The following is a 12,155-nucleotide window of genomic DNA, read 5'->3' as shown; positions in this document are numbered from 1 at the left end:
ATTCAGAACAATTTCGATATATTATCGTATATGTTTTGTCATCCCCTCGCGTTCAAAAACTGGAGTGTGGTTTCGTGTTTTCTATTGATAAGATCCGCAACGTGGCAATCGTGGCCCACATCGACCACGGCAAGACGACCCTCATCGACTCGATCTTCCGTTCTACTCAGGCCCTCGGCCGAAGCTGTCAGCAGGAAGAGCGCATCATGGACAGCGGCGAGCTGGAAAAGGAACGGGGCATCACCATCACGTCGAAGCACTGCACCGTGCAGTGGCATGACTACCTGATCAACATCATCGACACGCCGGGACACGCCGACTTCTCCGGCGAGGTGGAACGCGTCCTCTCGATGGTCGACTCGGTCCTGCTTCTGGTGGACGCCAACGAAGGCCCCATGCCGCAGACCCGCTACGTGCTCTCCCGCGCTCTGGCGATGGGACTTCGGCCCATTGTCATCGTCAACAAGGTTGACCGGCCCAACGCCGACCCCAAAGGGGCGCTTGAAAAAACGTTCGACCTGTTCCTCGAACTGGGCGCCTCGGACGAGCAGGCCGACTTCCCGGTCCTCTACGGCTCCGGACTGACCGGCTGGCTTGTCAACGACCTGTCCCAACCCCACGAGGGCATGGACGCCCTTTTCCAGACCATCGTCGACCAAGTCCCGCCGCCGCCGTCCAACTCGGACGAGCCGTTCCTCATGCAGGTCAGCACTCTGGCGTGGAACGACTACATCGGCCAAATCGGCTGCGGCCGAATCATCTCCGGCCGGCTCAAGCAGGGCGAACAGTTTATCCACAGCCACACCGAGTGGAACAACCAGAAGGATCACGACGCGGGCTGGCACGTCACAGGCCAGTCGCCCGAAAAGGCCGCCCACATTTGGGTCACCAAGGGGCTCGACCGGGTAGAAGTGGACGAGGTCTTCGCCGGGGAAATCGTCTGGTTTGCCGGCCCGAAGACGATCCGCATCGGCGACACCATCGCCTCACCGGCAATCGAAAGGACCCTCCCGCCACTGGATATCGAGGAACCGACCGTCTCCATGTTCTTCCTCGTCAACACCGGCCCGTTCGCTGGCCGGGACGGCACGCCGCTCACCCTCCGTCAGCTCAAAGCCCGTCTTGAGCGGGAGTGCCAAACCAACGTCGCCCTGCGGGTCGAGGACTTAGGCCGCCCTGACGGTCTGAAGGTTTCCGGCCGAGGCGAGCTTCAGATGTCAATCCTGATCGAACAGATGATCCGCGAGGGCGCGGAAGTCTGCGTCTCCCGCCCCGAAGTCATCACCAAACAGGACGAACACGGCCACCTGCTCGAACCGATGGAAGACTTAGTCATTGACGTGCCGGAAGAGTTTCAAGGCGTCGTCATTCAAAAGCTGGCGGACCGCAAGGCCGATATGGTCAACATGGTCAGCCTGAACACCGGCATGGTCCGCATGGAATTTGACATTCCCACCCGCGGGCTCATCGGCTATAGGAGCTCGTTCTTGACCGACACGCGCGGGCTGGGCATCATGTCGTCCCGCTTCAAGGGGTACGACCTGTGGCGCGGCGAGGTCACCAGCCGCAACCGAGGCTCCATCGTCAGCATGGACACCGGCACGGCCACGGCCTACCAGCTGGAAAACCTGCAGGATCGCGGCGTCCTCTTCATCGGCCCGGGAACGGACGTGTACAACGGCCAAGTCATCGGCGAAAGCTCCCGCCCGCTGGACGTGCCCTGCAACCCCACCAAGAAAAAACAGATGACCAACTGCCGGTCGTCCACCAAGGACATGGCCGTCAAGCTGGATGTTCCCCGCGAGGTCGTCCTTGACCGGGCCATCGAGTGGATCGCCGACGACGAATTGGTCGAAGCCACGCCGAAGGAGATCCGTATCCGCAAGGCGATCTTGGACATGGATCAGCGCAAGAAGGCCGCCAAAGCGCGGCAGGAAGCCTCAGCCCGCGCGGACGCCAACGAGTAATCCCAGCTCCCCTGCTCGGCACGGGGGAGCTTTTTCGATATTTTTTCAAAGGAGGAAACGCCGTGAACGCACCGGTCACCGTCTTCGGCGCCGGCAGCTGGGGAACAGCTCTGGCCCAGATACTTTCTGCCAACGGCCCGGTCACCCTGTGGTGCCGGGACAGCGAGCAGGCCAGTTACATTGCCCAGCGTCACGCCAACCCTAAACGCCTTAAAGACCAGCCGTTGAACCCGAGCATCGAGGCCACGTCCTCGCTTCCCCGCGCGGCCGGCTCGCCGCTGTGGGTCCTAGCCGTCCCGCTGCAGTCCCTGAGAGGGCTGCTGACCGACCTCGCCCCGCATTGGAGGCCCGGCGTCATGCTCTGCAACGCCGCCAAGGGCGTAGAAATCGGGTCGCTGAAGCTGCCTAGCGGCATCGCGGAAGAGCTCCTGCCCGCCGCGCCGTTTGCGGTCATCTCAGGCCCCAGCCACGCCGAAGAGGCAATTCAAGGGCTTCCAGCCTGCGTCGTCGCCGCCGCCCGGTCAGAACGCGACGCCTGCCTGTGGCAGAAGACGTTCAGCACCCCGTCGTTTCGCGTCTACTCGAGCACGGACCTGATCGGCGTGGAAATCGGCGGCGCCGTCAAAAACGTCATCGCCGTCGCCTCCGGAATGATTCACCGCTACGGCATGGGCGACAACGCCGCGGCCGCCACGGTCTGCCGCGGGCTCGCCGAGATCACCCGGCTGGGGCTTGCCATGGGCGCAAAACCTTTGACGTTCTCCGGGCTCGCCGGCGTCGGTGACCTGATGGTCACAGCGTTCAGCCGCCACTCCCGAAACTTCCGGCTGGGCGAACTGATCGGCGGCGGACTCTCGCTTCAAGAGGCGGCGGCCCAAATCGGCGAAGTCGCCGAAGGCGCTTGGACCGTCCGCGCGCTGGCCGACCTCTCGCGTCGGCTCGGCGTTGAAATGCCCATCAGCGACGCGGTGTACCAAATCCTCTACCAAGGACAGGACCCGCTGAACGCCCTCCAGACCCTGCTGACTCGCCCCCTGCGGCCTGAAGCCGCGGGAATTACCGGCGACTAGCTCACCAGACCGGCCGCCTTGCACCGGCCTTTTCGGTCATGTATACTTTATTTAGTTTCACACCTTACCTGGAGGAGGTCATATTATGGCAGCTGTAGTGAACAAGGATATGTGCGTGGGCTGCGAAACCTGTGTGGGCACTTGCCCGGTAGAGGCCATTTCCATGGCCGACGACAAGGCGGTCGTCAACCCGGAAGTCTGCGTCGAGTGCGGCGCCTGCGTTTCCGCTTGCCCGTCTGAGGCAATCACCCTGTAACTGATCCAGCTCTGTAAAGTCCGGGGACTTCCGGCGAGCGATTGGCGCGCTCGCCCCGAAGTCCCCGGACTTTTTTGCCTTCAGCCTACCGTCACATCGCCGCAACGTTTCTGCAAGGATTGCGGCATATCATACGGCTATCCTGTTCAGGAGGTCGATATGATGAAAAAGGTATTCTGCTCCCTCGCGTTCCTTGCCTGCGCTGCCCAGGCCGCGCTAGCCGCCCCGTCCGTTCAGGCCGTTCACCTCGAACTGACCGACGAAGATTACATCCCCTGCGACAGCTCCCTTGCCGCCGAGTTCCCCAAAGGCATGCCCTTAGGGATCGGCTCCTCCCTAGCCTTCGTCTCCAAAAAGCCCGACGGCTCGCTCGTCTTTTTGGGGATCTCCGACCGGGGCCCAAACGGCGACACGCCGCTCTGGCGCGACGCAAGCGGCGCGCTCTACCCGACAAAGATGTTCCCGTCCCCCGACTTCACCCCGACCATCGCGACGATCACGGTCAAAGGAGACCGGGCCAAGCTGAGCGACCTCACCCTCGTTCGGGACGAGAAGGGCCAGCCAATCAGCGGGCGCCCCGTCCCGGCCGGACTGACCGGCTCAACCGGCGAAACGGCCTTGGACGTAAACCTCTCAGCCCTGCCCTTTGACGTGAACGGGCTGGATACGGAAGGCATCGACATCGCCCGGGACGGCTCTCTTTGGATCTGCGACGAGTACGGCCCGTTCATCCTTCACTTGGACAGCAAAGGGCGCACGCTCGAAAAATACGGCCCCGGGAGCGGCCTGCCTGAAATTCTCGCCCGCCGGCAGATCAACCGAGGCTTTGAAGGGCTCTGCGTCCTCCCGTCCGGAAAAATCGCCGCGGTCGTTCAGAGCATTCTGGACCTGAACGGAAAGGTAAAAAAAGCTCCGCGCCGTTCGTCCGGCTGATCGTCCTCGACCCGACGACGAAAGAGTGCAAGACCTTTGCCTACCCGATCGACGTGACGTCGTACAAGAAAAACGCCGACGCCAAAATAGGCGACCTGGCCGCGACAGGAGAAAACCGCGTCCTGCTCATCGAACAAGGAGCGGCCGAAGAGGACGGCGTCATACACCGCCTGTACGCCGTCGACCTATCGGAAGCGACCGACATCACCGGCGTCAAAGCGCCCGACGGCCGGGAACTCGAAACGCTGAGCTCCCTTGACGAACTGACCAGCGCGGGCATCCGCCCGGCGTCCAAAAAACTCTTAGCCGACCTGAACGCCCTCGGATGGAAGGCCGAAAAGGCAGAAGGCTTGGCGGTCGTGGACGACAAGACCGTGGCGATCTGCTCGGACAACGACTTCGGCATGACCGCCGAACTGACGGGCGTCTCCGGCAAGAGCAAAGACTACCTCGTTTCTGACGGCAAAGTCGTCACGGCAAAAGACCTGGAGCCCACGGGCGGGAAAGTCCGCGTCACCCCAACCGGCGAAGAGACCGCCTTCTGGCTGGTCACCTTCGACGAACCGATCCGCTGACGTTCCAACAAAGAGCGAGGCGCTCCCCAAAGGGAGCGCCTCGCTCTTGTGCGCGTTTAAAAGGTTAAGTCTAATACATATCTCCCATGCCGCCCATGCCAGGGCCCATACCGCCGGCGGCGGGCTGTTCCTTGGCCGGCTTGTCGGCAATCAGGGCCTCGGTGGTCAGGACCATCTTGGCGACGCTGGCCGCGTTCTCCAGAGCGCTCCGGGTCACCTTCAGCGGGTCGATGATGCCTTCCTCGATCATGTCAACGTAATCGCCGCTGGCCGCGTCAAGACCTTGACCGGTCGGAAGGCCCTTCACCTTCTCCACCACCACGTCGCCCTGCAGTCCGGCGTTGGAAGCGATCAGGTGCAGAGGAGCGGACAGAGCCGCCAGCACCAAGTTAGCGCCGGTTCTCTCGTCGCCAGCCAGCTTCAGCTCGTCGATCTTGGCCTTCAGAGGCTCGTAGCAATTCACCAGCGCCACGCCGCCGCCGGCCACGATGCCCTCTTCAACCGCCGCGCGGGTCGCCGACAGGGCGTCCTCGATGCGAAGCTTCAGTTCCTTCTGCTCCGTCTCCGTCGCGCTGCCGACCTGAATGACCGCCACGCCGCCGACCAGCTTGGCAAGGCGCTCCTGCAGCTTCTCCTTGTCGTAGTCGGACGTGCTGTCTTCCATCTCCTTGCGGATCTGGTTCGCCCGGTCGCGGATCGCCGCCGGATCACCGGAGCCCTCGACGATCGTCGTGTCTTCCTTCGTCACCCGAACCTTCTTGGCCCGGCCCAGCTTGGACAGTTCGACGTTCTCCAGCTTCTCGCCCAGGTCGGCGGTAATCACTTCGCCGCCGGTCACAATGGCGATATCCTGCAGCATCGCCTTGCGGCGCTCGCCAAATCCCGGGGCCTTCACGGCCACAACGGTCATCGTGCCGCGCAGCTTGTTGACGACCAGCGTCGCCAGAGCCTCGCCCTCGACGTCCTCGGCGATGATCAGAAGCGGCTTGCCGGTCTGAAGGACCTTCTCCAGAATGGGCAGCATATCCTTGATGTTGCTGATCTTGCCGTCGTTGATCAGAACGTACGCATCCTCAAGGGACGCTTCCATCCGCTCGGTGTTCGTGATCATGTAGGGGCTGATGTAGCCCTTGTCGAACTGAAGGCCTTCCACCGTCTCAAGGGTCGTGCCGGTCGTCTGGCTATCCTCAACGGTAATGACGCCGTCTTTGCCGACCTTGTCCATCGCCTCAGCGATAATCGCGCCGACTTCCTTGTCGTTGGCGGAAATGGAAGCCACCTGGGCGATGCCGTCCTTGCCCTTCACGTCCCGGCCAAGGGTCTTCAGGTGCTCGGTCACAGCGTCAACGGCCTTCGTCACGCCGCTGCGCAGGAAAATGCCGTTCGCGCCGGCGGCCACGTTCTTCATGCCCTCGGAAATGATCTCCCGGGCCAGCACAGTCGCCGTCGTCGTTCCGTCGCCGGCGATATCGTTCGTCTTGGACGCCACTTCTTTCAGAAGCTGAGCGCCCATGTTCTCGAACGGGTCTTCCAGCTCGATGTCCTTCGCGATCGTCACGCCGTCGTTGGTGATCGTCGGAGAGCCGAACTTCTTCTCCAGAACGACGTTCCGGCCCTTGGGGCCAAGCGTCATGCCGACCGTGTCGGCAACCTTGTCGATACCGCGCTGCAGCGCGCGGCGGGATTCTTCACCGAAAGCGAGAATTTTTGCCATAATAAGCGATCCTCCTCAAGAATACGTTACTTGTCCAGAATAGCCAGCACGTCGCGCTCGCTGAAAATCACGAGCTCTTCGCCGTCCAGCTTGATCTCTGTGCCGGCGTACTTGCTGAAAATGATGTGGTCGCCAACCTTCACTTCGGGCAGAAGCTTCTGACCGTTCTCAAGCACCTTGCCGCTGCCGACCGCCAGAACCTCGCCCTCCTGAGGCTTCTCCTGCGCCGTGTCAGGCAGGTACAGGCCGCCCTTCGTGCGCTCCTCTTTGCTGATGACCTTCACGACAATTCGATCTGCCAAAGGCTTTAACTGCATGCTAATAACCTCCCTCAAAATGGTGACTCACGGCGGTCTCCCGCCCTAATGCCCTATTTTTATTAGCACTTATCAAACACGAGTGCTAACACGGTACATAATAAACGGCCAGCCTCGATTTGGCAAGACGTTTCTGTCGGTCAAACCACGTAAATTCTCCGGCTCGTCAGGACCGAGCGAACAAGCGGCGTGACAGCTAAAAATTCCCCGTCAAAAGGAAAAACCGCCCCTCACTCAGCCGGTCGAAAAAAATCTTTGGGCTGTTTCATTTGTTTTTAAATAAATTATATTGAAAATAACTAAAGGGACCGTATAATAAGATCACACCTTCACGAGGGAGCGTGATTTTATGAGTATTCGTCAAACTTCAGCACTGTTGGTTCTCGGCATGGTTCTTCTGGGCAGCGCGGCCTTTGCCGCCGACAAGCAGAAAGTGATCGTCGGCACGTCGGCGTCCTACAAGCCGTGGGCGTTCCAGAAAGACGACAAGGCTCAGGGCTTTGAAATCGACGTGTGGCGCGAGATCGCCAAGCGGAACAACTACGAGCTCGAAATCAAGCTGGGCCAGTTCAGCGGCTTAGTCGGCATGCTCGACGCCGGCGAAATCGACACGGTCGCGCACCAAATGTCCATCACCCCGGCGCGGCTCGAAAAGTACGCCTTCTCGACCCCATACGCCTACAGCTACTACGACTTCTTCGTCAAAAATGACAGCCCGCTCAAGACCAAAGAGGACCTGAAAGGCCATAAAGTCGGCTGCTGGCTGGGCGGTAACGGCGAAGCTACTCTCCGGGCCATCAACGACAAGTACAACTTGGGGCTGGACATCGTCACCTACGACGGCATCGCCATGGAAAACGAAGCGGTCATCGGCCGTATCGACGCCTTCTGGCAGGGCGAGATCAAGACCAAGACCGTCATCGCCGAGCAGAACCTGCCGCTACAGCAGTTGAACGAAAAACTCGTCTACGAGACGAACGCCTACCCGTTCCGCAAGGACGCCCAGGGCGAAAAGCTCGCCACGGAAGTCAGCAAGGCTATTGACGATATGCGCGCCGACGGCACTCTGTCCCAACTTTCGATGAAATGGTTCAACGTGGACACGACGCAAAGCACTGAGAAATGAACTTTGATTTTTCCTTCTTTCTCCACCTCTTCCCTTCGATCATCAAATACGGCGGAACAACCATTCGGTTGTCCGCCCTTGCTATATTTTGCGGCCTGTGTCTGGCGTTCCTCATTGCCATCGTCATGGACCTTCGGATCCCCGGCCTCAGCCAGTTCTTCCGGCTGTACATCTCGTTCTTCCGCGGCACGCCGCTCATGGCTCAGCTCTTCTGCTTCTACTTCGGCATACTGCCGGCCATTCGAGGAGCCGTCAAAAGCGTCTCGTCGTTTCAGGCCGCTCTCATCATCCTGAGCCTCGCCAGCGCCGCGTACATGGCCGAATCCCTTCGGGCCGCCATCGGCTCGGTGCCCAAAGGCCAGTTTGAAGCGGCCCAGTCCATCGGCATGACCTACCCTCAGGCCATGCGCCGGATCATCCTGCCGCAGGCCGTCCGTGTCGCCCTGCCCACGCTGTTCAGCAGCTTCATCAACATCGTCAAGGACACGTCCCTCGTGTTCGCCATCGGCGTCAAGGAAATGATGGCCCAAGCGCAGCTCGAAGGCTCCGGCAACTACCGATATCTGGAAGCCTACCTTTGCGTGCTCCTCGTCTTCTGGGCCATCACCGCCGTCATGGGACGAACCCAGCGCGCCTTAGAAGGACGGCTCGCCGGCTCCATGGGGGCGAAAAAATGATCAGCGTCCAGCACCTAGGAAAGAGCTTTGAGGGAACGCCCGTCCTGCGGGACGTCTCGTTCTCCCTGCAGACCGGCCACGTCATGGCGGTCATCGGCCCCAGCGGCACGGGCAAGTCGACCCTGCTCCGGTGCATCAACTGCCTCGAAAAAGCCGACCGCGGGACCGTCACCATCGCCGACACGACCGTCGACTTTCAGACCATCAGGAAACTGGAAACCCTCTTCCTTCGCCGGCACACCGGCATGGTCTTCCAGTCGTTCAACCTGTTCGCCAACAAAACGGCGCTGGAAAACATCACCGAAGGGCTCACAGTCGTCCGGCGCGTCCCGCCAGATCAGGCGCGGGAAACGGGCCTGCAGATCCTAGAGCGAATCGGCCTAGCCGACAAGAAAGACAGCTACCCTCAGACCCTCTCCGGCGGCCAGCAGCAGCGAATCGCCATCGGCCGGGCCCTCGCGCTCGACCCGAAAGTCCTCCTGCTCGACGAGCCGACCAGCGCCCTTGACCCCGAACTCGTTAACGAAGTCCTGCGCCTCATCGGCAGCCTAGCAAAACAGCAGCAGACCATGATCATCGTCACGCACGAAATATCCTTCGCCGCGTCGGTGGCCCACGAAATATGCTTCATGGACCAAGGCCAGATCATCGAACACGGCCCAGCAGACCAGATCATCGGACACCCCAAAAGCGAACGATTGCAGCAGTTTCTCAACTCCCTCGCTCAACGTGGGGTCCCCAAAGGAAGCGACTCTTAAAGGAAGCAGGCCGTCGAAGCTCGACGGCCTGCTGTGCTTTTTGGGGACAACACTGAACCTCTGATAATCTTTTGTGTGAACAAACTGCCAGCGCAGTTATACCTCTCTGCAAAAAGACGCGCCTTGCTCCGCAGCCACCTGCCCGACTTCTTCACACTTCGTTTTTGCTCAAAGAGCACAAGACACCCTAAAGCGTTACCTCTCTGATTTGACAACAATACATAAAGGCTGTTAAATGGAATAAAAGGATTACATTTACGTAATTACACTTAGCGAACAAAAAATGCTAACTTCATTCCAGTCAAAGGAGGATTAACCATGAAATCGCACCGTATATTCGCACCGATAATTGCGCTGACATTTTTCCTATCGTTTGCAACAACGCCACTCCTAGCCAGCCTGTCGGCTCCAAGTGAACCTGCCGTGCAGTCGCAAGATGAAGCAGCCCAGCCAAACGCGGCAACAGAGGAAATCAGTCGTGCGGAAAACCTGATTGAAGAGTCCGATTCTGACGAATCGGCAAACAGACTCACATCTTTTTCTGAAACGATCCCCGAAGATGTCGCGGCAAAAATTATTCCTTTTCACAATCAATTCTGCTTGAATCTAATCAACGCGGAAATGGGGCTTCGAACCTACATCAAGGCCATCTATGATTCTCGGTACGTGACCGGCGTAGAACTCACCGACCAGCAGCATCAAGCCATGATGAACGTCTGTTTTGACCTGATTGAAAAACTGAGCGCCAGCGCCCAAACGTATTCCGAGGCCATCTCGTGGGCTACCCAAGCCATGAACACAATGCCGGAAGAAGACGCCAACCGGCTCGCACAGCTGTTAAGTTTCTTTATCGGGACACCGGCTAACGCCGCGATGGGCTCAACGTTTTATAACACTTGGGGAACCCTTGTGGGAACTTTGGGCTTTAAAAAAGCGGCTGAAGGCTACTTTGATAAAGCCTCCGCAATACAAATCGCAGATCAAATCGCAAACACTAAGCAGGACATACAAAGCCTCACTCAACGAATAAAAAATGCCCCGACGCCGGAAGCCAAGGCGAAAGCCCTTGAACATTACAATAAAACTCAAGAAATTTACGCCCAAACTTCCGAAGCTTATCAAAGCATCGCAAATGTCGCCAACGCAGGAGTCATTCTCTCGTCGGCTACCGCAGCAACCGCGACCCTAGCTACTACTGTAGGCGCAGTGGCCACGATGGCGATACCCACGACTCTCGGTGGAGCCGCTTTTTTCGCTGTAAAAGCGACTGCCACCATGGCAGTCGGATCGCTTAATACGACATCCCACCTTTTTAATTGTGTGGGCGCTGCTCAAGGCGACTACAGAAAAGAAAACTTTGCCGATATATTAGCGGATTTAGGCAATAAAGGATCCTATGTAACCGCCATTCTCGACCCATTCAGCGTGATTCACGTTCGCAAGGAAGCAATAGAAAGCGGACTTTCCGTCACGTATGCAGCTTCCTCCGTGGCACTAGATTTCATCGATGGCAATGCAATCACTAAAACGTTGACTGAGTGGGGAATTGAGACACTCGGCAGACTCGACTCGGCCAATAATGAGGCGAGAGTGACTCTTACTCAAAATGTGGTCACTCTCTACAAAAAGAGGACACCGGACTGGGAAAAGAAACACCCCACACAACTGTCGGTGTTAATAGCTGCGATAGACGCGTTTAACAAAAATCAATACACCAAAGACATCCTTTCCACAGACAGAAATAACCCCGGAACAATAGCGGTTCGCGAGGCCGGCGGAATAACCGATGAGACGTCAGAGAAAAAGCCAGAGAAGGATGCCCAAGAAACCCAAGATGAGACACCAGAGGACAACGCTCAAGAAACTCGGCCGGAAAAAACAGAACCACAAGCGGGACAAGAAGCCGCCTCGAACACCGTAGAGCAAACGGGTGAGAACGAGAATACCGAAGAAATTGTCGATACGAATGAAAATCCCTCGACGAGCAGCGTCGACGGAACGGACCATGAAAAGCCTGTTGATTTGGACTGGAGAGACATTGTCCCAGACGAACTACAAAAATTTATTGATATAGCCACGGAAGAACATCAAGCCGTGCAACGCGCTGAAAATTTAAAAAAACAGCGCCAGGCCCAAGAGGTAAAACGCCGAGCTCAAGAAAAAAAACGGCGACTTCAGGAACAAAAACGCCGAGCTCAAGGACAGGGACCGAAAAAAACGCCGCCGACAGAAAAAGGGAAACCCCAAAAACCTAAAAAGCCCACCTTGAGAGAACAGAGCCGAAGAGAAAGGGAAATCTGGGGTAAAGACGACAAGGGTGGCGGATGCGGACACTAAATGAAAACAGCAGTAGAGCAGTAATACCAGAGACCGCAGGAGAAGACCTCGTCTCACTACTCCTCCAAACACCCTCAATTACATATGTAAATAAAACCGCCTCTCCCGTTTTGGTCTGCTCCCCGTCAATAGGACAGTGAAAAATCAAAAAGTCCCGTACCGCCAGTCGAGTAATCGGCTGGCGGTTCTTTTACGCCGCAGTATAGAAGCTTGCATGGTATTCGGCAGGTGTCATCAGATGCAATTTCCGTTGGAACCGCTCCGTGTTGTAATACCTGATGTATGACTCTATGGTCTTCACCAGATCCATCTTTGAGGTGAAGCGTTTCCTGTAGTACATTTCACGCTTCAGGATCCCCCAGAAGCCTTCCATAGGCCCATTGTCAATGCAATGGGCTACTCTGGACATGCTCTGCTTCATTCGA

At 58.0% G+C, this 12,155-nt stretch carries 12 protein-coding genes; 9 read left to right on the top strand and 3 right to left on the bottom strand.

Features of this window, described 5'->3' with window-relative positions; genetic code table 11:
* Positions 1–74: 74 nt before the first annotated feature.
* The 5 genes from typA to HMPREF1249_RS08185 all read left to right on the top strand — a co-directional run bounded on the left by typA (position 75) and on the right by HMPREF1249_RS08185 (position 4,801).
* A complete protein-coding gene (gene typA, locus HMPREF1249_RS01025) occupies positions 75–1,967 on the top strand; it encodes a translational GTPase TypA (protein WP_008521966.1) in 1,893 nt (630 codons plus the stop codon).
* A gap of 62 nt (positions 1,968–2,029) precedes the next feature.
* Complete coding sequence (locus HMPREF1249_RS01020; RefSeq protein WP_008521965.1) at positions 2,030–3,037, top strand: NAD(P)H-dependent glycerol-3-phosphate dehydrogenase; 1,008 nt, start codon at positions 2,030–2,032, stop codon at positions 3,035–3,037.
* Positions 3,038–3,122: 85 nt separating this feature from the next.
* On the top strand, positions 3,123–3,293 hold the full coding sequence (locus tag HMPREF1249_RS01015) for a 4Fe-4S binding protein (RefSeq protein ID WP_008521964.1): 171 nt from the start codon (positions 3,123–3,125) through the stop codon (positions 3,291–3,293).
* A 162-nt stretch (positions 3,294–3,455) separates the two neighbouring features.
* A complete protein-coding gene (locus tag HMPREF1249_RS08190; RefSeq protein WP_342399223.1) occupies positions 3,456–4,226 on the top strand; it encodes an esterase-like activity of phytase family protein in 771 nt (256 codons plus the stop codon).
* Positions 4,130–4,801 carry an esterase-like activity of phytase family protein gene (locus HMPREF1249_RS08185; protein ID WP_342399224.1) on the top strand — a complete coding sequence of 224 codons (672 nt, stop codon included), beginning with the start codon at positions 4,130–4,132 and terminating at the stop codon, positions 4,799–4,801. Before HMPREF1249_RS08190 ends, HMPREF1249_RS08185 begins: the two co-directional genes overlap by 97 nt.
* Positions 4,802–4,871: 70 nt before the next feature.
* On the opposite strand, the gene groL is transcribed toward HMPREF1249_RS08185, so the two are convergent.
* Both groL and groES read right to left on the bottom strand, forming a co-directional pair.
* On the bottom strand, positions 4,872–6,515 hold the full coding sequence (groL, locus tag HMPREF1249_RS01005) for a chaperonin GroEL (protein WP_021775726.1): 1,644 nt from the start codon (positions 6,513–6,515) through the stop codon (positions 4,872–4,874).
* A gap of 26 nt (positions 6,516–6,541) precedes the next feature.
* Entirely contained in the window at positions 6,542–6,832 is a 291-nt protein-coding gene (groES, locus tag HMPREF1249_RS01000; RefSeq protein ID WP_008521961.1) for a co-chaperone GroES, read from the bottom strand.
* Between the two features lie 349 nt (positions 6,833–7,181).
* On the opposite strand from groES, the gene HMPREF1249_RS00995 reads away from it, so the two are divergent.
* From HMPREF1249_RS00995 to HMPREF1249_RS00980, 4 genes are all read left to right on the top strand, one after another.
* Positions 7,182–7,958: a transporter substrate-binding domain-containing protein gene (locus tag HMPREF1249_RS00995; protein WP_008521959.1), complete on the top strand. Its 777-nt coding sequence runs from the start codon at positions 7,182–7,184 to the stop codon at positions 7,956–7,958.
* Positions 7,955–8,635, top strand: coding sequence for an amino acid ABC transporter permease (locus HMPREF1249_RS00990; protein ID WP_008521958.1), 681 nt, complete (start codon positions 7,955–7,957; stop codon positions 8,633–8,635). Before HMPREF1249_RS00995 ends, HMPREF1249_RS00990 begins: the two co-directional genes overlap by 4 nt.
* Entirely contained in the window at positions 8,632–9,393 is a 762-nt protein-coding gene (locus tag HMPREF1249_RS00985) for an amino acid ABC transporter ATP-binding protein (protein ID WP_008521957.1), read from the top strand. The genes HMPREF1249_RS00990 and HMPREF1249_RS00985 overlap by 4 nt, the downstream gene beginning before the upstream one ends.
* Positions 9,394–9,711: 318 nt before the next feature.
* Positions 9,712–11,730, top strand: coding sequence for a hypothetical protein (locus HMPREF1249_RS00980; RefSeq protein ID WP_196799694.1), 2,019 nt, complete (start codon positions 9,712–9,714; stop codon positions 11,728–11,730).
* 190 nt (positions 11,731–11,920) lie between these two features.
* On the opposite strand, the gene HMPREF1249_RS00975 is transcribed toward HMPREF1249_RS00980, so the two are convergent.
* The coding region (locus HMPREF1249_RS00975) for an IS3 family transposase (protein ID WP_008520807.1) at positions 11,921–12,155 on the bottom strand (235 nt) is incomplete at its 5' end.

Origin of the sequence: Jonquetella sp. BV3C21, from assembly GCF_000468895.1 — a bacterium.
Taxonomy (GTDB): domain Bacteria; phylum Synergistota; class Synergistia; order Synergistales; family Dethiosulfovibrionaceae; genus Jonquetella; species Jonquetella anthropi.
The sequence above is the reverse complement of the archived record's forward strand: the minus strand, read 5'-3'. Positions and strand labels throughout refer to the sequence as shown.

Bases quoted from the DNA above. Each gene is read 5' to 3' on its own strand.
- HMPREF1249_RS01015 (WP_008521964.1), top strand. From the start codon at position 3,123: ATGGCAGCTGTAGTGAACAAGGATATGTGCGTGGGCTGCGAAACCTGT.
- HMPREF1249_RS08190 (WP_342399223.1), top strand. From the start codon at position 3,456: ATGAAAAAGGTATTCTGCTCCCTCGCGTTCCTTGCCTGCGCTGCCCAG.
- groL (WP_021775726.1), bottom strand. From the start codon at position 6,515: ATGGCAAAAATTCTCGCTTTCGGTGAAGAATCCCGCCGCGCGCTGCAG.
- groES (WP_008521961.1), bottom strand. From the start codon at position 6,832: ATGCAGTTAAAGCCTTTGGCAGATCGAATTGTCGTGAAGGTCATCAGC.
- HMPREF1249_RS00995 (WP_008521959.1), top strand. From the start codon at position 7,182: ATGAGTATTCGTCAAACTTCAGCACTGTTGGTTCTCGGCATGGTTCTT.
- HMPREF1249_RS00990 (WP_008521958.1), top strand. From the start codon at position 7,955: ATGAACTTTGATTTTTCCTTCTTTCTCCACCTCTTCCCTTCGATCATC.
- HMPREF1249_RS00985 (WP_008521957.1), top strand. From the start codon at position 8,632: ATGATCAGCGTCCAGCACCTAGGAAAGAGCTTTGAGGGAACGCCCGTC.
- HMPREF1249_RS00980 (WP_196799694.1), top strand. From the start codon at position 9,712: ATGAAATCGCACCGTATATTCGCACCGATAATTGCGCTGACATTTTTC.